The organism is Corynebacterium sp. TUM25015 (assembly GCF_056393505.1).
The window spans coordinates 340,171-359,107 of record NZ_CM150783.1 but is presented as its reverse complement, the minus strand read 5'-3'; the positions used below and the strand labels follow the sequence as shown (position 1 = coordinate 359,107).

General features: G+C 60.5%; 21 protein-coding genes. 13 read left to right on the top strand and 8 right to left on the bottom strand.

What is annotated here, in order from left to right; translation table 11 throughout:
- Positions 1–66 precede the first annotated feature (66 nt).
- Complete coding sequence (locus AC06DS_RS01680; protein ID WP_477100823.1) at positions 67–639, bottom strand: sortase; 573 nt, start codon at positions 637–639, stop codon at positions 67–69.
- 1,130 nt (positions 640–1,769) lie between these two features.
- Between AC06DS_RS01680 and rpsJ the strand changes: the two genes are divergently transcribed.
- From rpsJ to rpsQ, 11 genes are read left to right on the top strand one after another with little or no spacing between them, the layout of a single operon-like run.
- The gene (rpsJ, locus tag AC06DS_RS01675) at positions 1,770–2,075 is read left to right on the top strand and encodes a 30S ribosomal protein S10 (protein WP_010120790.1); all 306 of its coding nucleotides are present in this window, start codon (positions 1,770–1,772) and stop codon (positions 2,073–2,075) included.
- 46 nt (positions 2,076–2,121) lie between these two features.
- Positions 2,122–2,778 (top strand): 50S ribosomal protein L3, encoded by a 657-nt coding sequence (gene rplC, locus AC06DS_RS01670; RefSeq protein WP_005291985.1) that lies wholly within the window; start codon positions 2,122–2,124, stop codon positions 2,776–2,778.
- The gene (rplD, locus tag AC06DS_RS01665) at positions 2,775–3,428 is read left to right on the top strand and encodes a 50S ribosomal protein L4 (RefSeq protein WP_005291982.1); all 654 of its coding nucleotides are present in this window, start codon (positions 2,775–2,777) and stop codon (positions 3,426–3,428) included. Before rplC ends, rplD begins: the two co-directional genes overlap by 4 nt.
- Entirely contained in the window at positions 3,425–3,730 is a 306-nt protein-coding gene (gene rplW, locus AC06DS_RS01660; RefSeq protein ID WP_005291980.1) for a 50S ribosomal protein L23, read from the top strand. Before rplD ends, rplW begins: the two co-directional genes overlap by 4 nt.
- A gap of 39 nt (positions 3,731–3,769) precedes the next feature.
- Complete coding sequence (rplB, locus tag AC06DS_RS01655; protein ID WP_005291966.1) at positions 3,770–4,612, top strand: 50S ribosomal protein L2; 843 nt, start codon at positions 3,770–3,772, stop codon at positions 4,610–4,612.
- Positions 4,613–4,628: 16 nt separating this feature from the next.
- Complete coding sequence (gene rpsS / locus AC06DS_RS01650) at positions 4,629–4,907, top strand: 30S ribosomal protein S19 (RefSeq protein WP_005291963.1); 279 nt, start codon at positions 4,629–4,631, stop codon at positions 4,905–4,907.
- Between the two features lie 2 nt (positions 4,908–4,909).
- Positions 4,910–5,272 (top strand): 50S ribosomal protein L22, encoded by a 363-nt coding sequence (rplV, locus tag AC06DS_RS01645; RefSeq protein WP_111711900.1) that lies wholly within the window; start codon positions 4,910–4,912, stop codon positions 5,270–5,272.
- Entirely contained in the window at positions 5,272–6,015 is a 744-nt protein-coding gene (gene rpsC, locus AC06DS_RS01640; RefSeq protein WP_035012120.1) for a 30S ribosomal protein S3, read from the top strand. Before rplV ends, rpsC begins: the two co-directional genes overlap by 1 nt.
- A 5-nt stretch (positions 6,016–6,020) precedes the next feature.
- Positions 6,021–6,437 (top strand): 50S ribosomal protein L16, encoded by a 417-nt coding sequence (gene rplP / locus AC06DS_RS01635; protein WP_005291957.1) that lies wholly within the window; start codon positions 6,021–6,023, stop codon positions 6,435–6,437.
- Positions 6,437–6,670: a 50S ribosomal protein L29 gene (gene rpmC / locus AC06DS_RS01630; RefSeq protein WP_005291954.1), complete on the top strand. Its 234-nt coding sequence runs from the start codon at positions 6,437–6,439 to the stop codon at positions 6,668–6,670. The genes rplP and rpmC overlap by 1 nt, the downstream gene beginning before the upstream one ends.
- A complete protein-coding gene (gene rpsQ, locus AC06DS_RS01625; protein WP_005291953.1) occupies positions 6,667–6,960 on the top strand; it encodes a 30S ribosomal protein S17 in 294 nt (97 codons plus the stop codon). Before rpmC ends, rpsQ begins: the two co-directional genes overlap by 4 nt.
- Before the next feature lie 395 nt (positions 6,961–7,355).
- Here the strand turns inward: rpsQ and AC06DS_RS01620 are convergent, their stop codons facing one another.
- Genes AC06DS_RS01620 through AC06DS_RS01590 form a run of 7 tightly spaced genes read right to left on the bottom strand, consistent with a single transcriptional unit; the run spans position 7,356 to position 15,787 of the window.
- Positions 7,356–7,580: a phosphopantetheine-binding protein gene (locus tag AC06DS_RS01620; RefSeq protein ID WP_034984987.1), complete on the bottom strand. Its 225-nt coding sequence runs from the start codon at positions 7,578–7,580 to the stop codon at positions 7,356–7,358.
- On the bottom strand, positions 7,580–11,086 hold the full coding sequence (locus tag AC06DS_RS01615) for an isochorismate synthase (protein ID WP_477100822.1): 3,507 nt from the start codon (positions 11,084–11,086) through the stop codon (positions 7,580–7,582). The genes AC06DS_RS01620 and AC06DS_RS01615 overlap by 1 nt, the downstream gene beginning before the upstream one ends.
- Before the next feature lie 37 nt (positions 11,087–11,123).
- Positions 11,124–11,966: a 2,3-dihydro-2,3-dihydroxybenzoate dehydrogenase gene (locus AC06DS_RS01610; RefSeq protein WP_049780521.1), complete on the bottom strand. Its 843-nt coding sequence runs from the start codon at positions 11,964–11,966 to the stop codon at positions 11,124–11,126.
- 29 nt (positions 11,967–11,995) lie between these two features.
- On the bottom strand, positions 11,996–12,871 hold the full coding sequence (locus tag AC06DS_RS01605; protein ID WP_477100821.1) for an ABC transporter ATP-binding protein: 876 nt from the start codon (positions 12,869–12,871) through the stop codon (positions 11,996–11,998).
- Positions 12,868–13,971, bottom strand: coding sequence for a FecCD family ABC transporter permease (locus AC06DS_RS01600; protein ID WP_011274155.1), 1,104 nt, complete (start codon positions 13,969–13,971; stop codon positions 12,868–12,870). Before AC06DS_RS01600 ends, AC06DS_RS01605 begins: the two co-directional genes overlap by 4 nt.
- Positions 13,971–14,996 carry a FecCD family ABC transporter permease gene (locus AC06DS_RS01595; RefSeq protein ID WP_011274154.1) on the bottom strand — a complete coding sequence of 342 codons (1,026 nt, stop codon included), beginning with the start codon at positions 14,994–14,996 and terminating at the stop codon, positions 13,971–13,973. The genes AC06DS_RS01600 and AC06DS_RS01595 overlap by 1 nt, the downstream gene beginning before the upstream one ends.
- Complete coding sequence (locus AC06DS_RS01590) at positions 14,993–15,787, bottom strand: GNAT family N-acetyltransferase (RefSeq protein WP_448307980.1); 795 nt, start codon at positions 15,785–15,787, stop codon at positions 14,993–14,995. The genes AC06DS_RS01595 and AC06DS_RS01590 overlap by 4 nt, the downstream gene beginning before the upstream one ends.
- A 60-nt stretch (positions 15,788–15,847) precedes the next feature.
- On the opposite strand from AC06DS_RS01590, the gene AC06DS_RS01585 reads away from it, so the two are divergent.
- Together AC06DS_RS01585 and AC06DS_RS01580 are read left to right on the top strand one after the other, a co-directional pair.
- Positions 15,848–17,260, top strand: coding sequence for a SidA/IucD/PvdA family monooxygenase (locus AC06DS_RS01585; RefSeq protein WP_477100820.1), 1,413 nt, complete (start codon positions 15,848–15,850; stop codon positions 17,258–17,260).
- The gene (locus tag AC06DS_RS01580; protein ID WP_477100819.1) at positions 17,257–18,924 is read left to right on the top strand and encodes an amino acid adenylation domain-containing protein; all 1,668 of its coding nucleotides are present in this window, start codon (positions 17,257–17,259) and stop codon (positions 18,922–18,924) included. The genes AC06DS_RS01585 and AC06DS_RS01580 overlap by 4 nt, the downstream gene beginning before the upstream one ends.
- The last annotated feature ends 13 nt before the right edge of the window (positions 18,925–18,937 follow it).

Here is an 18,937-nt window from a genome sequence, read left to right as displayed (position 1 = left end):
AGCGTTTCGACTAGGCGCAATCGGCTATCGCTGTACTCTGGACGCTCTGGAGGCTGAGGGGGATTCCTAAGAATCTTTCGAGTCAGAATTGTTAGCCGTATTTGAAGTTCCTTGGAACTGCCAACCTACAACCGCATTTCGAATAGATGATTGCAAAGGGTTTGCCGGTTGGATACAGCTGATCGTCAGCAGGCGCCCCGGGCTGGCGCCCTCGCCCCAAATGCTGGAATCCTCTGAGAGTCCTTCCTTCATGGGGTCGTGTAAATCAGTGGCCGTATAGACCAGCCAGTTATCACCCGAGTCCACCGTGCGGACATAAAGCTTGTCGCCGACCTGAACCCTATGGTGGTCGGCTGATCCGTCATAGAGGTTGTTAAACACTGCGGGTACGCCGGCGCCCGTATGTCCGGCAATTACCACGATGTCCGGAGAGTTTGTGCCCGGCAGAGAGTAAGGACGGTCGCCCGCTGTGTAGGTGCATGCCTTATCCATCGTTTCCGGATTGATGGCGCCATCCTTCACCCGGCAAGAACTATCTTGAAACTCGGCGTGCACATCAATCGCGGGAATAAACATCTCTACTGCCTGCGACGGGGAAATAGGAGGCGATTGCTCTGCAATGACTTCATTGGATTCCAAGCCTTCTGGGGGTTGGACCGGATCCTCCCTCTGCCAAAGCGCCACCGTGATTAGGACAGCAAAAATCGCTACCCCAATGCGCGCTACTGTGAGGCGAATGCGATCGCTGCGCCTCCGAGTTTGTGGCACGCTCTTCCCTTGTGAACGCTTCTGCCTATGGAGGTCACGCTTGCGATGCTTCGGTCGGCTCTTAACCCGCCCGATTGCTTCTGCTTTCCTACGCTGAGCTACTTGGGCACGTTCGCTGTGCGGTGTTGAAAACTCCGCATCAGGTTCTTCAGTCGGCCTTCTAAACTGCGCTGGCCGATTAGAGGATGCCGATTTCGGTGGAGGGATGCGCCCAATCACGCGCTTCGGGGAGTCGCTCATTGCAGTGTCTCCTTATCGATGACGCCACCTAGAAGTCATCCACTTTCCAACTTGACTATGGGGCGATTGTAGTGCTCAACCCTTCGGTGGAGTGTAAGGCGGTGGGTGCGTTGGGGCGTCACAAAGAAAAGAAGAAAGGGATTTGGTTTCGGCGCGCCCGGTGTGGTTGAATACTTGACGTTGCTTTAACACGGCACATGAGGCTAGTTGGATACGCAGAGTGTCCAGCATCGCGGCCAAGAAGGTGTCGATGGTGAAGTGAGCATGATCCATCGTCGGTGAAGAACCTCGCGACAGTGATCCGAAAGGATCGCAGTGGGGCTACTTTGCTGTGCGGTACTTAAAAAGTGGAAGGGCGACACGCCCGACCGCGGGTGCCGGAGGATGGGGCATGGTAAATGAACAGCGGCAGTAAGCGAAGGACAATCCTTCCGACAAGGCGCGGAACGCGTTTCCAAGCTTTGCTCCATATATAAGGTTTATAAAAGGTCTCGGTTGAACCAGACTGATCGTGGAGCGAGTAAGGGGCGGGAACCGGGTGTTGTTACATCACTTGATAATCCAAGTGCTGATGGCGTGTGTTCATTAAAACCAAAATGACCCGCATTCCGTCGATGGCACAAACAAGTAAATGTAAGACACAAGCGACACTGGCGACTGGACCAGGCCCCTAGGCCGGACAGCGTTAAGACTAAGACAGATAAGAAGCGTGCTTTTCTGCTGTGAATACAGCAAGAGCGCTTTGAAGGAAGAGGACAAGCGTGGCGGGACAGAAGATCCGCATTAGGCTCAAGGCCTACGATCACGAGGCTATCGACGCTTCTGCCAAGAAGATCGTCGAGACGGTAACCCGTACCGGCGCTCGTGTTGTCGGCCCAGTGCCACTGCCAACTGAAAAGAACGTGTACTGCGTCATCCGTTCTCCGCACAAGTACAAGGACTCGCGCGAGCACTTCGAGATGCGTACGCACAAGCGTCTGATCGACATTCTCGACCCAACCCCGAAGACCGTTGACGCTCTCATGCGCATCGATCTTCCGGCCAGCGTCGACGTCAACATTCAGTAAGCGGCAAACGAGTCTGAACTACTGAAACGGCAGCGGAAGAGAAACTATGAGTGATATTGAGATCAAGGGCATCCTGGGCAAGAAGCTCGGCATGACCCAGATCTTCGACGAAGAGAACCGTGTTGTACCGGTTACCGTCGTCGAGGCTGGGCCTTGTGTCGTAACCCAGGTGCGTACCAAGGAAACCGACGGCTACGAAGCCGTACAGATCGCCTTCGGCGAGATCGACCCGCGCAAGGTAAACAAGCCGGCCGCTGGTCACTTCAAGAAGGCTGGCGTGACTCCGCGCCGCCACGTCGCTGAGATCCGCGTTGCAGACGCATCCAGCTACGAGGTAGGCCAGGACGTCACCGTCGACATCTTCAACGATGTCAAGTTCGTCGACGTGACGGGCACCACCAAGGGCAAGGGCTACGCCGGCGGCATGAAGCGCCACGGCTTCGCTGGCCAGGGTGCTGCTCACGGTAACCAGGCTGCACACCGCCGCGTGGGCTCCATCGGACAGGCTGCCACCCCAGGCCGCGTGTTCAAGGGCAAGCGCATGGCAGGCCGCATGGGTAACGACCGCGTTACCCAGCAGAACCTGAAGGTTGCCAAGGTCGACGCAGAGTCCAACCTGCTCCTGATCAAGGGTGCAGTTCCGGGTGTCAACGGCGGCCTCGTCGTTGTCAAGACCGCAGTGAAGGGCGGTGCACACGCATGAGCAATCTAAAGCTTGATGTCCACACCGCTGACGGTAAGACCAACGGCACGGTCGAGCTGCCCGCATCCATCTTTGATGCAGAGGCAAGCGTCGCACTGATGCACCAGGTCGTTACCGCTCAGCTCGCAGCAAAGCGTCAGGGTACCCACGCTACGAAGACTCGTGGCCAGGTCTCCGGCGGTGGCCGTAAGCCGTTCCGCCAGAAGGGCACCGGTCGCGCACGTCAGGGCTCCATCCGCGCTCCCCACTTCACCGGTGGTGGCACGGTGCACGGCCCGCAGCCGCGCGATTACTCCCAGCGCACCCCGAAGAAGATGAAGGCTGCCGCTCTGCGTGGCGCCCTCACCGATCGCGTGCGCCACAACCGCATCCACGTGGTTGAGGAGCTGGTTCCAGGCCAGACCCCGTCCACCAAGGCTGCTCGCACTTTCATCGAGCGTCTGACGGATCGTAAGTCCGTGCTGGTCGTTCTGACCCGCGAAGACGTCACCGCATGGAAGTCCGTAAACAACCTGCCGCAGGTGCACACCCTGGTTAACGACCAGCTGAACACCTACGACGTTTTGAACGCAGACGATGTTGTGTTCTCCGTGGAGGCACTGAACGCCTTCATCAACGCCGCAGATAAGACCAAGGAGGAGGCAAAGTGAGCACTGTAGCTGATCCTCGCGATATCATCATCGCTCCGGTCGTGTCTGAGAAGTCCTACGGCCTGATGGAGCAGAACGTTTACACGTTCCTGGTTAACCCCAGCTCTAACAAGACCCAAATCAAGATTGCCGTCGAGCAGATTTTTGGTGTGAAGGTCGCCAGCGTTAACACCGTTAACCGTGAGGGCAAGCGTAAGCGCACCCGCACCGGCTACGGCCAGCGCAAGGCAACCAAGCGCGCCATGGTGACCCTGGTCGCCGGCAGCGATCCGATCGACATCTTCGGTGGAGCGACCGCCTAAGGGCGGCCGGATACCGAAAGGTAAAGAGGAAGCAAGAGTATGGCTATTCGTAAGTACAAGCCGACTACGCCGGGTCGCCGCCAGAGTTCTGTCTCCGAGTTCGCGGAAATTACCCGTTCAACTCCCGAGAAGTCTCTGCTGCGCCCGCTGTCGAAGACCGGTGGCCGTAACGTTCACGGCCACATCACTACCCGTCACAAGGGTGGTGGCCACAAGCGCCGCTACCGCGTTATCGACTTCCGTCGTAACGACAAGGACGGCGTGATCGCCAAGGTCGCTCACATCGAGTACGACCCGAACCGCACCGCTAACATTGCGCTGCTGCACTACCGCGATGGCGAGAAGCGTTACATCATCGCTCCGCGTGGCCTGAAGCAGGGCGCTCTGCTGGAGTCCGGCCCGAACGCTGACATCAAGGTTGGTAACAACCTGCCGCTGCGTAACATCCCGACCGGTACCACCATCCACGCTGTGGAGCTGAAGCCGGGCGGCGGCGCCAAGATGGCTCGTTCCGCTGGTGCCTCCATCCAGCTGCTGGGTAAGGAAGGCAAGTACGCAATTCTGCGTATGCCGTCCACCGAGATCCGTCGCGTTGACATCCGTTGCCGCGCAACCATCGGTGAGGTCGGCAATCAGGAGCAGATCAACATCCGCTGGGGCAAGGCTGGCCGTATGCGCTGGAAGGGCGTTCGCCCGACCGTCCGTGGTGTTGTGATGAACCCGGTTGACCACCCGCACGGTGGTGGTGAGGGTAAGACCTCCGGTGGTCGTCACCCTGTGTCTCCTTGGGGTCAGCCTGAGGGACGCACCCGCAAGCCGAACCGTCCAAGCGACCGGATGATCGTTCGCCGTCGTCGCTCCAACAAGAACAAGAAGCGCTAAGAGGAGGTAGTAGAGAATGCCACGCAGCCTGAAGAAGGGCCCATTCGTCGACGAACACCTCCTTGCGAAGGTGGACGCTCAGAACGAAAAGGGCAACAAGAACGTCATCAAGACGTGGTCCCGTCGCTCGACCATTCTTCCCGATTTCATTGGCCACACTTTCGCCGTCCACGACGGTCGCAAGCACGTGCCGGTGTTCATCGATGATTCCATGGTCGGTCACAAGCTAGGTGAGTTCGCTCCTACGAAGACCTTCAAGGGTCACGTCAAGGACGACAAGAAGGGTCGTCGATAATTATGTCTGACACCGTAACCACCGCACGCGCAACCGCGCGTTTCGTCCGCGTTACTCCGATGAAGGCTCGCCGCGTGATCGACACGATCCGTGGCAAGTCCGTCGAGGACGCCCTGGCGATCCTGAAGTACGCTCCGCAGGCCGCTTCCGAGCCGGTCGCGAAGGTCGTTGCTTCGGCAGCCGCCAACGCCGAGAACAACTTCGGCTTGGATCCGCAGACGCTGGTCATCTCTGAGGCTTACGCCGATGAGGGTCCGACCATGCGCCGTTTCCGTCCCCGCGCCCAGGGTCGTGCTTTCCACGTCCGCAAGCGCACCAGCCACATCACTGTGGTCGTCGAGAGCCAGAAGGGAAGTGCTCAGTAGTGGGCCAGAAAATCCACCCCCACGGCCTCCGGCTGGGTATCACTTCCGAGTGGCGCTCCCGCTGGTACGCCGACAAGCAGTACGCTGACTACCTCGCTGAGGACATCAAGATCCGCGACTTCCTGTCCGAGGGTCTTGACCGCGCCGGCATCGCCGACGTTGTCATCGAGCGCACCCACGACCGGGTTCGCGTTGACATCCACACTGCCCGTCCGGGCATTGTGATCGGCCGTCGTGGCTCCGAGGCTGACCGCATCCGCGGCCAGCTGGAGAAGCTCACCGGCAAGCAGGTTCAGCTGAACATCCTCGAAGTCAAGAACATCGATGCCAATGCACAGCTGGTGGCACAGTCCATCGCTGAGCAGCTGACCAACCGCGTTGCCTTCCGTCGTGCAATGCGCAAGGCAATCCAGGGCGCTATGCGCCAGCCGCAGGTCAAGGGCATCAAGGTTGTTTGCTCCGGTCGCCTGGGCGGCGCGGAGATGGGCCGCACCGAGCGCTACCACGAGGGTCGCGTTCCGCTGCACACCCTCCGCGCTGAGATCGACTACGGCACCTACGAGGCTCACACCACTTTCGGACGCATTGGCGTCAAGGTGTGGATCTACAAGGGTGACGTTGTCGGTGGCCGTCGCGAGAGCCTGATGAATGCACGCGACGAGCGCCCGTCTCGCGGTCGTCGTGAGCGTCCACGTCGCGGTGGCGCACGTCGCCAGCGCGCTGAGCAGAAGCAGGAGGGCTAAGACAAATGCTTATCCCGAAGCGCGTTAAGTACCGTCGCCAGCACCGCCCGACCCGTCGTGGCGTGTCCAAGGGCGGCAACCGCGTAACGTTCGGCGACTACGGCCTGCAGGCCCTGGAGCCGACCTACATCACCAACCGTCAGATCGAGTCCGCTCGTATCGCCATTAACCGCCACATGAAGCGTGGCGGCAAGGTGTGGATCAACATCTTCCCGGACCGTCCGCTGACCCAGAAGCCGCTCGGCGTGCGTATGGGTTCCGGTAAGGGTCCTGTGGAGAAGTGGGTTGCCAACATCAAGCCGGGTCGTATCCTCTTCGAGGCCTCTTACCCGAATGAAGAGGTTGCTCTGGAGGCCCTGCGCCGCGCTGGTAACAAGCTGCCCTGCAAGGTTCGCATCGTGAAGAAGGAGGATCAGTTCTAATGGCTACCGGAACTCCGGCACATGAGCTCCGCGAGCTCAACAACGAAGAGCTGACCACCCGCCTGCGCGAGGCGAAGGAAGAACTGTTCAACCTTCGCTTCCAGGCTGCGACCGGCCAGCTGACCAACAACCGTCGTCTGGGTGTTGTCAAGCGCGACATCGCCCGCATCTACACCGTCCTGCGCGAGCGCGAGCTCGGGCTGTCTACCAACCCAGGTGGTGACGCAGCATGAGTGAGGCAACCGTGAATGACAACGCAGCTGTGGAGAACGAGAAGGGCGCCCGCAAGGTCCGCTCCGGATACGTTGTTTCCACCAAGATGAACAAGACCATTGTGGTCGAGCTTGAGGACCGCAAGCAGCACGCACTGTACGGCAAGATCATGCGCCGTAACTCCCGCGTGAAGGTCCACGATGAGAACGAGACCGCCGGCGTAGGCGACCGCGTTCGCATCGAGGAGACCCGCCCGCTGTCCAAGGACAAGCACTTCCGCCTGACCGAGATCATCGAGAAGGCTCGCTAGTCCCTGCAGCTCTGAGAGCTCAGCCTGCTATGGCAGCTACGGCTGCTTAGGCGGCTGTAGCGCTAGACCCCCTCCCGCACTTTGCTGTGGTAGGGGTCTTTTTCGTTTCTTGCTAACGCCCTCGCAGGGGACAAATGCTGTTGGGGTGTAGCGGAGGTAGGTAACTGCCGGCGTGGGGGTCTAACTTCGGGGCGTTTAGGACATTTGTCCCGGATGACCCGTGGAAAGTGCAGCGTTGAGCGTGGAGAGTGGAGGCACGGGTGAGGTTTGGAGGGTGGACCATGGCGAGTGGAGACCCTCACGGTGCGTCCGCGTGTACACGTGACCGAGTCATGCCACACCCACCTGCATCTGTTCGGGTGTCAGCCTGTTGCCCGCCTAGACCCACATCTAGCTTAACTATCCAGCAGTTCGATCCAGGCCGTCAGCCGAGTATCCTCCGCTAAGTCGGCGAAGCTCACATCGTAGCCTTTCTCCTGCAGCCAAGTGAGAACCGTAACTAGCTGCAGAGAGTTCATACCCTGGTCATAGAGTTCCTCGGAAACCTCGATCTCCGCTGGCTCCATCTTCATCGTCTCGGCTACACATCCGCGCAACTGGTCTTCAGTGATTGGTTCCATTAGTTCGCTACCTCAATCTTCCGTTCGGCCGTGCTATCTGCGTTGTTCTGTTGGATTCGTTTATTCACTTTGCCCACCCCGGTGGTGGGGAACTCCTCCACGATGTGCACGTGGTCCGGTACTGCGAACCGCGCGATACCGGCAGTCCGAGCATGCTTCCGGACAGCAAGTGGCGTTAGATCATCCACCCCATCCCTCAGGATCACATAGGCCGTGATGGCTTCGCCCAGATTGTCGTCCGGAGTGCCAACCACCGAAACATCGTGGATATCCGGATGGCTGAGCAACGCGTTTTCGACTGCTTCCGGAGCCACCTTTTCCCCACCGCGGTTGATCTGGTCCTTTGCCCGGCCGACAACCGTCAGAGCACTATCGTCGACGGTGACGATGTCGCCAGTAATGTAAAAGCCATCTTCGGTGAATGCCCTAGAGTTGATCTCTTCAGCACGGTGATAGCCCCGGATCGTGTACGGCCCGCGGGTGAGTAGGTGTCCGGGGTGGCCTTCGGGGAGGGGGAGCGTGGCGTCATCAACAATGCAAATCTCATCGTGGCTGCTCATGGGGCGACCCTGTGTATTGATTATTTCCTCGGTCGAGGCGCTTAACGGTGTGAAGTTTACGAGTCCCTCAGCCATGCCGAAAACCTGTTGCAGTTGACAGTCGAGTTCCGGCCGGATGCGGCGGGCCACCTCGGCAGATAGCTTCGCCCCACCCACCCATAGCGTGCGCAGAGTGCGTAGGTCGTGGCGATCGCGGGCCGGTGCGTGGAGAATGCCCAGTACCGCCGGAGGTACCAGGGCGAGGTGAGTCGCACCGTGGCGGTCAATGGCAGGCAGCAGATCGCTGGGCATCGGTGATTTGGCGAAAACGATGTGCGCTCCGCGCAGCAGCGCACCCAGAATTCCCGGCGAGCTGAGAGTGAAGTTATGCGCCGCGGGCAAAGCGACGAGCAGGCAAGATTCCGTCTCCAAGTCACAGGCTTGCAACGCACAACGGATCGAATAGAGATAATCCGCATGGGTTCGCGGGATTAGCTTCGGTAGGCCGGTCGTGCCACCGGAGAGTTGCAGGAACGCAAGCTCGTCTGCTTCTACATCGGCGGTTGGAGGGGCGGGTGACTCTTCGTTTGCAGCCTCCGAGTGCCCCGTTGATTCGGTAGCCCAGGGAGATTCGGCGGTCTCGTCGATGAGGATCGCTCGAACAGTGCGGCCATCGTCCAGCGGCTCTTGTAGCGTGGCGTGGACGCCCGCAAGGTGCCGATCGGGGCGTGACGTGCTGATGTAGAAGCGTGCTGGCGCGTGGCTGGCGAAGTGGCGCACCTCCGTGGAGCCGAGGTCAGGCAAGGCGAAGATGGGAATGGCGCCGAGCTTCCATAATGCCAAGAGAGTTTCGAGGAACACCACACTATTGGGAAGCTGCAGGATGCAGCCATCGCCCCGGCGTACTCCGGCTTGGTGAAGGTAGTGGGCGGCGGTCTCGACGCTGTTGTCTAGTTCGTGCCAGGACAGGCTGCGGTGGCCGTCCGTCGCGGCGGGTCGATTGGGAAAGGTGGCAACCGTTTGCTGGAAGACATCCCAGTGGGTGTGGTGGGTCCATATTCCCTGGCGGTGGTATTCCTGCGCGAGGGTACGGGGCATGTGGTTGGCCAGTACCTCTGGGCCGTGGCTTCCGTTAAGCGGGCTGAGGTGGGGCTCGGGATTGGGCGCTATGTGTGCTGACGGGGGCTGCGCGGTGCCTTCTGTATCTCCCTTTGCGGCCAGTCCCAACAGCGCACGCACCGGACCGAGTTTGAAGTTGGTTTCCTCGATCTCCTGGTCTGGCTGGGATTCGGCAACGATTCCGCCGCCGGCTCGGGCAGACACTTGGGAGCCTTGAACCGTGGCACTTCGGATAGCTACCCGCCACTCGCCATCGCCGTGGGAATCTGCGTATCCGATGGCGCCGCCGTACAGACCCCGCTCCGGCTCCTGCTGGCGCAAAAAGTCCAACGCAGCAGCGGACGGTGCTCCATTGACTGCCGGAGTGGGGTGTAGCAACGCAGCCAACTCCAGAACGGAGGTATCAGGGTTCCGCAACGTGCCTTCGATATGGGTTCCTAGGTGCCAGGTGTGCGACGTGGCGGTCAGCGTGGGTAATTCCGGAACGTGTAGCTGAGTACACAGGGGTTCAAGAACCTTCCGGATGGCTGTGGTCACGAAGCGGTGCTCGGCGATGTCTTTGTGGGAGAGCGTGAGCTCAATTGCCCGCGCCCAGTCCGTCACCGGGTCCTCCGATCGAGCGATAGTTCCGGCCAGCGGGTGGGAAACAATCCGCGCGCCTTCCTTGCGGATCAGTAGCTCCGGGCTAGATCCGACGAAGAAAGCTTCTTCGGGGCCGTTAGTCGTAGCTACCAGGTGCCCGTGCCCCGTGGCGGAGGTTTCCATGAACCCTCGTAGCAGGGCTTCCGGCTCCACAGGGCTAGCCAGCGTGTACTCCTCCTCGCGGGAAAGCACCACCTTTTGAAACTCGCCACGCCCAATCGCCTCCACGGCACGGCTAACCCGCCGGCCATGCTCTTGCAGGCTGGGGCGTTGTGAGATGTCCACCACGTCGGGAACCAATGGAGCCGTCTTCCAACGCGGAGCTCCCGCGTGCCGCTGAAAGCTCTCGGGGGCCAGCAATACCGGTGCTGTGTCTGGATCGAAGGGCAGCGCTCCCACCACGACGTCTTCCCGTCCTGCCTCCGCCGCCCTACGAAGTGCTGCGGCGGCTTGCTCTACCGTGCCATAACGAGTTTTGACGCCGCAGGTTGTCAGAGTCTGGTCGCTGTCGCTCATGACAAAGCTGGGTGGGCCACTAGCCTCCCCACTGGGCGGACCATCGTGCACCTCCAGCTGTTTCAGCGCGCTGGCCGTATCCAGGCTTCTTCCACAGCGCTTGGCTACCCAATCAATCGTTTCCTGGTGGTCCTGTGCCGTGAAATCCGCAATTCCGTCCGTGATCACAAACGGCTGAATGTCCTTCATAAACGCATCCACCGCGGTGACCTTGCAGCCCATGTGGCCATATACCCCGGTGATAATTAGCTGATCCCGCCGAGCGAAAGCCAGCGACTGGTAAAGGTCCGTGCGCTCGAATGCGGAATAGCGCCACTTCGTGAGTATCTGGTGATGCTTGCCTGGCGCCAACTCTTTGATGATCGACGCTTCCTCGGCTGTTTGTAAACCTTGTCCCCACATATCGCTTAAGAGCCCTCGTCGGGTGGGGTGCTGTTGCGGCGGCTGGGCGGAATAGAACACAGGAATACCCAGCTGATCCGCCGTGGTGATGAGGCGCGCGATGTTGGCGAGCGCCGAGTGTAGCGGTTCTTTGTTCCAGTCATAGGCAGCTAGGAAGTACTTCTGCATGTCGTGCACCAGCAGTGCTGCGCGTGCGGGCTCCAGGGCCCAGGATCTCGCCGGACAATCGGCGGGCAGTGTGGTGGATGGAGTGGGGATGGGATAGGGCGAAATGGGTGGAATCGCCATAGAGATAACCTTTCGTTGGGCTGGTGGGGTACAGAGGCTAGGCATCTAGGGTGGCGCCACCATCAACACGGAGGTCGTGCATGGTGATGTGGCAGGCTGCAGGGGAGATAAGAAAGAGGCATGCTGCCGCGATATCTTCTGGCTGCGCGATGCGTTGTAAAGGGATGCCTAACCGGTAGTCCTCCGGTACACCGGCAAGGGTCTGCGCGGCTCGATCCTCGCCGTGCCAGCTGGTGCGTAGCATCGCGGTGTCTGTGGAACCAGGGGATACGCTGTTGCAGCGCACCCCGTGTGGGGCGCACTCTAGCGCCAGAGTTTTCAACCAGGCAGTCGCTGCCGCTTTGGAAGCTCCATAGGAGGCCATGCGTGCCCGGGGCTGTGCTGCTGCATTGGAAGTCACTGCCACAATTGCTCCAGTGCCGCGATCCACCATGTGCTGGGCGATTGCGGAGCATGTGCGGGCTAAGCCGGTGACGTTGACAGCGAAGTTGTTTTCCCAGGCTCCGGTCTCGTCGGGGTCCGTACCGATACCCGAGACTGTGTCAACTGTGTCAACTGCCGTGGGGCCCGTCAGTGCGCTATCTGGGATTAAGGTTCCCGCGCAGTGGATGAGTGCATCAATGTGCCCGTGAGCTGCCAGTGCTTTCGACAGGTGACTTTCCACGCTGCGTGGGTCAGTCGGGTTTGAAGAGGTGATGTCTACTTCCGGTAGATCCCAGCCGATCACGGTGTGATCGTTCTGTCGTAGCAGGCGCACACACTCGCGGCCGATGCCTCCAGCAGCACCTGTCACGATCACCGTTTGTTGTAGTTGCGCTTGCTCCGGCGGCGACTCGGTTGGCTGCCGTGTGGCTAGGTGCGGAGGAATGTTGAAATCCATAGCGGACACTGTAATCGACTTAGGTTAGGCTAATCAAGGGTGCTAGTTTTGGATTTCTTGAGAGGGATGATGAGCGGGTCGCCAGTCTCCGGATCTTCGATCACCCGTGCTCGCAGGTCGAAAGCCCGCTGCAGTAGCTCTGCAGTAATGATCTCCGAAGGCGAACCGGAGGCCATCACCTGGCCTTCATTCATGACCACTAGATAATCGGAATAACGCACCGCAAGATTTAGATCGTGCAGCACCATAACCACGGTGCGGCCAAGCCGTTGGCACAGGTCCTCAACCAGTTCCAAGATGTCCACGGAAGTCGCCAGGTCTAAGTAGGTGGTCGGCTCGTCGAGGAAAAGGATGTCGGTGTTCTGCGTCAACACCATGGAAATCCACACGCGCTGGCGCTGGCCGCCAGAGAGTTCATCCAGCGTGCGGTTAGCAAGATCCTTGGAATCTGTTTGCTCCAGGGCCTCGAGTACCGCCCCTTCGTCCGTGGAAGACCATTGCCGGAACCACGCCTGGTGTGGGTGCCGCCCGCGAGCCACCAGATCGGAGACCAGCAGGCCCTCTGGGGCCACGGGCGATTGGGGAAGTACGCCCAATAGTCGGGCGACCTCCTTGCGTTTCATGGCCGTGATGTCCTGGTTATTCACACGAACGGTTCCCGTATTGAGGTCAAGTAGGCCGGACATGGTACGCAGCAATGTGGACTTACCGCAGCCGTTGGGCCCCACGATGGTAGTAATCTTGCCCGCCGGGAACGTGGCGCTAAGGTCGCGGATGATGGTGCGCTCGCCGTAGCCCACCGTGATCGAGGACGCAACTACGCCGCTGGTGTCGCTTGGCTGTGCTGTATTTGGTAGTGCCGTGTTGTGCTGTGCTGTATTTGGCTGGGGTGTGGAAGAGGTCATGCGTCTGTGCTCCTAGTGCGTTGAACGAGCAGATAGATGAGGAAGATGCCACCTAGGGCGGAGGTCACAATGCCCACCGGAAGTTCCACCGGCAGAATCGCTTGGGTGACGATGTCCGCCCCCAGCAGCAGTACTGCACCGGTGAGCGCCGAAGCCGCAAGCGGTGGGGTGGGTACGCCGCACATTCGAAGGGCCACCTGGGGTGCTACGAAGGCGACGAAGCCGATGGGGCCGGCGGCGGAGACTGCTACCGCAGCTAGGGCCACGGCTAGCGCCAGCATCGCGACCTGTACACCGTTGACCCGCTGGCCGAGTGCCCGAGCCAGATCGGGTCCCAAAGTGGTGGCCAGCGCCTGGTAGCCGATCCAGGCCAGTAGGGGACAGCACGCGATCACCAGAATCACCATCGGGATGGTGGTATTCCAGCCCGCTGTGGCCAAGGAGCCTGTGAGCCAGAACTGCGCTTGGGTAGCATTCCGTAGCTCCGAGCGGATCATAAGGAAATTGATGTAGGAACTGAGCAGCGCGGTGATGATGATGCCAAAGAGCACTAGTCGGTAGGAATCCGCCTGGCGCCGCCACGCCAGTGCCCAGATCGCTGTAGCGCTGAGTATCGCCCCTAGTAGTGCGGCCAGAGGGATTCCGATTCCGGACAGCCAGCTGAGAAATCCGCTGCCACCGCCGAGGACGATGACCGTCACGGCCATGGCTGAGGCGCCCGTGGTGATACCAAGGATATCCGGGCTGGCCAGTGCGTTGCGGGTGACTGTCTGAGTTAGCGCGCCAGAAAGCCCCAAAGCACTGCCGACCGCGATGGCGGTTGCCACACGGGGCATGCGCCAGTCCAGGACCACTAGCCTTTCCACGCGGTTTCCATCCCCGCGGAAGACAACCTCCAGCACTCGGGAAACGGAGATGGGGAAATCACCTAGTCCAATGGAAAATGCTCCCAAGAAAACGATAAGGGCCGCGGCAATGAGGCATACAAGCAGCACTCGTGGGCGCCAAACGAAGGAGATTGGCCCGACCCTGAATGCCGGACGGCCTGGAACCCGCTCGGTAGCGGTGAGCCTATTGCGCGAAGTCTTGTTGAGCCCCATCAGAGCGTCGCCACCTTCTTTCGGTAAATCAAGACGATGAAGAACGGTGCACCCACGAACGCCAGCACAATGCCCACCTGGAGCTCGCCGGGCCGGGCGATGAGGCGCCCCACCACGTCCGCGTAAAGAAGTAGTGCTGCACCGGCTAGTGCGGAGTACGGCAGAATCCACTTGTAATCCGGGCCGGTGAGGGCTCGGACGATATGGGGTACCACCAGGCCGATGAAGCCCAGCGGTCCTGCAGCGGCAGTGGCTGCACCTGCCAGCAGTGCGATGATGCCCATGCCACCTAGTCGCGCGGCCGCAGTGTTGATACCTAAGCCAGCAGCCACGTCGTCGCCCAGATTTAGGATGTTCAGCTGCGGGCCCGTGGCAAAGGCCAGGATCAACCCCAGAACCACAAACGGCAAGACGCTGAGCGCGATGTTCATATCCCGGCCCGCTAGGGAACCGACGGTCCAGAAGCGCATCCTATCCAGGTTGTTTTCACTTGTGAGAACGAAGGCGCTCGTGATGGCACTTAGCACTGCCGACAGCGCGGCTCCGCCCAGCACGAGGGTCAGGGGATTTACCGTGGCTCTGCCCGCGGAAGCTAGGCCGAAGACCAGCGCCGTCGCTGCGATTGCACCAAGGAAGGCAACCACCGCAGTCGCCCAAGGCGCGCTGATGCCCAACAGGGCGTAGCTGGCCACCACGCTCAGTGCCGCGCCGGAACTGATTCCCAGTATCCCCGGATCCGCCAGGGGATTGCGGGTATGTCCCTGGATTAGGGCGCCGGCTACGCCTAGTGCCGCGCCCACGATAATGGCCAATATGGTGCGTGGCAGGCGCAGCTCGGCGACCACGCGTTGGTTGACTGGAACCTCCTCCGGGGAGCTACTGGTAGCCGGGAGATCCCGAAGTGCAGCCCACACGTCCTCTGCGGGGATGGAACGGGCGCCGTACAGGAAACTGCAGATCGTGCCACTGACGACCAGTAGGAGTAGTACCCCCAGACCCAGTAGGCGGCTGGTGCGCACACTCATGGCGTGGCCTCCAATCGCTGTTGCGGCTCACGCCCTGCGCTAGGCCGTGTTAAGCCGAACAACCGTACGCGCCGGTCTGCCCGCTGCTGTCGCTCGCCGAAATCTTGGAAACTGGCCTTGGCCAGCGCCCGGTGCGTGCGGGTGTTGCGATAGTCCGGCTCGCCAAGCACCAGCTGGCACTGCGGGTCTTGCTCTAGCAGTGCTGCGGCCAGCTTGCTCAGAAAAGAAGAGAAGATCCCATGGCCAGTCAGTTCTGGCTTGCCGATTGCGATATGGGCTCCCAGGTCGTGGGGTTGAGAGAGATAGCTGCTGCCAATCTCGTCCCGGTGCGGGCGATAGATTTCCACGTACCCCACCGGGGTTGTGGCGTCATTCTCGTCAGACGGTGTAGGAGCTGCGGAGGCATCGCCCCTCGTGGCTTCCTTTGCAGCCCGGATGTGGGGGGAGCGGGGTATCGAATAGGACAGTATTGCGGCGCGAGCGTAGGTGGTGTGAGTTTTTGCGACCCAGTCCTGGCGCCAGCGTTCGGCTGGCCAGGGTTGTTCCCACGTCTCGCGCAAGTGAGGGCGGGACATCCACTCGGCCACCAGATCGGCATCGGAAGATTCGGGATCTGGGTCCGCAGGGCGTAGGGAAAAGGGAGGGTTCATCTGCGGTAACGGTGGCGGGGAAGGGAGGAAATCCGCTGTCGGGATGTCGTGGCGCAACCGGGGCAGTATTTCCTCCGGGCGGGGTTGGGGGCTTCCTGTGAGCAGTGACTCAGGCTGTTGCTGGGGGTCATTGTCAATCATGGGTAAGCATACTACCGTCTATGTGTAAGGTAAGCCTTCACTTGGTAAGGGAATGGTAAGTTGAAATCATTGGCGATCATCGGAGCGGGGCCAAAAGCGCTAGCCGTTCAGGCGAAACTCCACGCTCTGCGCAGCCTGGGCGTTCCAACCCCGGAAGTAACCGTGCTGGATCCGCACGGCATTGGCGGTAATTGGAAGCCTTGCGGTGGGTGGACGGACGGGCGGCAGTTGCTGGGAACCTCGCCCGATAAAGATCTGGGATTTCCCTACCGCACGCGCATCGCGGGCGAGCTCAACGAGGCCGTGGACCGGAGCATGCTGGGGCTTAGCTGGGTGCGCTTCCTTACGGAGTCGGATCGTTATGCCTCTTGGATCGACCGTGGCCACCCCAACCCACCGCACTACCTGTGGGCTAGCTACCTGGAGTGGGCGGCGCAAAAGATGGGAATGCGGGTGGTTCCAGCAACGGTGCGGCTACTCGACGTGACCACTGAAAGTAGTGCCACTAGCCCTACGGGCACGGCCACCGGCACTGCCTCCCAGCCCTGCCGGTGGCGCCTCACTGCCGAGGACACACGTGGCGCCGAGTTCACTCTGGAGGCCGATAGTGTGCTCGTTACCGGCCCTGGCCGTAGCGACGGCAAAATTTCGGATGTTCCGGGTGTGCTCTCTGTGGCAGAATTTTGGGATCTCAAGGCGCGTGGAAGCCTCCCCGAGGTCCCTCGTGTTGTGGTGATCGGTACTGGGGAATCTGCAGCTTCCGTGTTGGACCAGCTAATTCACCTCAATATTGAGGAAGCTCTGGCCGTATCGCCCCTGGCCACGATGTTCAGTCGTGGGGAGAGTCAATTCGAAAACGAGTTGTATACAGATCCGCGCAAATGGGTGACACTCAGCGAAGCAGCGCGTAGAGACTTCATCCGCAGAACCGACCGTGGGGTGCTTTCTGTGCGGGTGCAGCAGGTGTTAGATTCCGATGATCGCGTGGCACATCGCCGTGGCGTTGTCCGCCGTGTGGAGCTGGCGAGCTCGCCGGACGCTGATTTTCGACTGCGGGTGCATATTGATGATGAAGTGTGTGGCTCCTACACCGAGCTGTGCGATCTCGTCATTGACGCTCGCGGTGGTAGGCCCTTGTGGTTCTGTGATGTGATGACGCCACAGGTGCGCCTCCTCCTGGAGCGCGCACTAGGCAACCAGTCCGATGCAGCACTGAGCTCCGTTCCGGCCTGGGAGGCCAGTATTGGGGCAGATCTGGCAGTGGAGGGATTGGTTCCGCACCTGTTTGTTCCGGCACTGGCAGGTATGCGCCAGGGGCCGGGGTTTGCGAACCTGAGCTGCCTGGGCGAGCTTTCCGATCGGGTAGTAGCTGGGCTCGGTGTAGGGGACGGCCTGGGCGATAATGCCGCCGATGTGCAGGCTGGCATGCGGGCTGGGGTGCAGGCTGGGGTTCGGGCGGAGGTGCGTTCATGAGTGCATTTCCAGCACCGCGGCCTCATGGCCGCCGAGTGAAGCAGCGCTATGCCACGGTGGATGCGATGATTTGTGCGGCAGTCCAGGAGTGTGGGGTAGATAGCCCACGGCTAGCGGTTACGGGGCCTGCTGGGGCCATTACTTGGCCAGAACTGGCTAGAGGTGCCAGGCGAGTGGCCGGCAGTATTAGCAGCCGCGGGCTGGGTAGAGGGGACCGGATCGCGGTACTGGCGCGCCGGGATACTCGGCTACCGGTAATGGTGGCAGGGATTCTTCACTCGGGCGCAGTCTATTGTCCATTGGAGGTGGATTCTCCAACAGAGCGTTTGCGTTGGCAGCTGGAAGATCTTCAGCCGGAGCTGGTGATGTTGCTCGGTGTGGAGCAGTCTGCGGAACAGGAGCTGCGCCGAGTCGTCGCCGAAGCTTGCGCCGCTGAAGTGTGGATTGGTGGCGCAGAGTGTGACCGCGAAAATATAGATGGATCGGGTGGCTCGCTGCAGGTGAGCGGTGCGCTGTTGGAGGTGAACACGGACATTTGCCCGGAGGATCCCTGTTACATCACGTTCACCTCAGGTTCGACCGGGCGGCCGAAGGCGGTGGTGAATACTCACCGTGGCGTAGCCTGCCATTTGGAATGGAGCGCCCGGATCGTGGGGCCTGGCGAGGAACTTCGTGTGCTGCAGAAGGCGCCGGCGGTGTTTGATGTGGGTATCGCGGAGATCCTGAACCCCCTGGCTAATGGTGGAACGGTGGTGATGCCCGATTCACAGTGGTGGATGGGGGATATCGATGGCTTTTTGGATTTGCTGGTGGATTACCAGGTCAGTGTGCTGTCGATGGTGCCGAGTATGCTCGGCACGCTGTTGGATGTCATGGACGACATGGGCGAGCCTCTGGAAAGGTTGGCTGGGCTCAAGCATCTGCTGCTAGGTGGCGAGGCTGTGCCCAGTGCGCTGGCAGAACGGTGCCTGCGACAGATCGGTTGCCGGGTGCATGGACTTTATGGGCCCACGGAGGCCGCGATGGATGTGCTGTGGGTTGAATATACCGAGGAATTGCTGGCTGAGCTGGCGGGATCCAGCGCGGGGGATGGTCGGCAACCGTCGCTGTTGGGTCTGCCTCAAGACAATGTGAGCTGTTATCTGCGCGCTGAGGATGGGAAAGAGGTTACCGATCCTGGCCAGGTGGGTGAGCTCTGCATTGCCGGGGTGCAGGTGGCTACTGGCTATTGGCGCCGCCCGGAGCTAACGGCACAATCTTTTGTGCCCAGTTGGTACCCACAGGTTGATGGCGGCCGAATGTACTGCACCGGAGATCTAGCACGATGGAACCAGGTGGGGTTGCTGGAATTCGTAGGTCGGGTGGGTGACCAGGTGAAGATCCGGGGCAACCGAGTGGAGTTGGGAGAGGTAGATGCGGCGCTGCGACGGGTTCCTGGTGTGCGGCAGGCGGCCAGTCGTGTCGTTGGCGAGGATTCATCAGTGCTGGTGGGCTATGTGGTGTGGGATCAGGAAGCAGTGGTACTACCGCCTACGGAGGTGGCTGCTGTGCTGCGCGAATCAGTACCGGAGTACATGGTTCCCAGCCGTGTAGTGGCTCTGCAGGCATTGCCGCTGAGCAGTAATGGGAAGCTGGATCGTCGTGCCCTCCCCGATCCAAATTAAGTTAAAAAGTCTC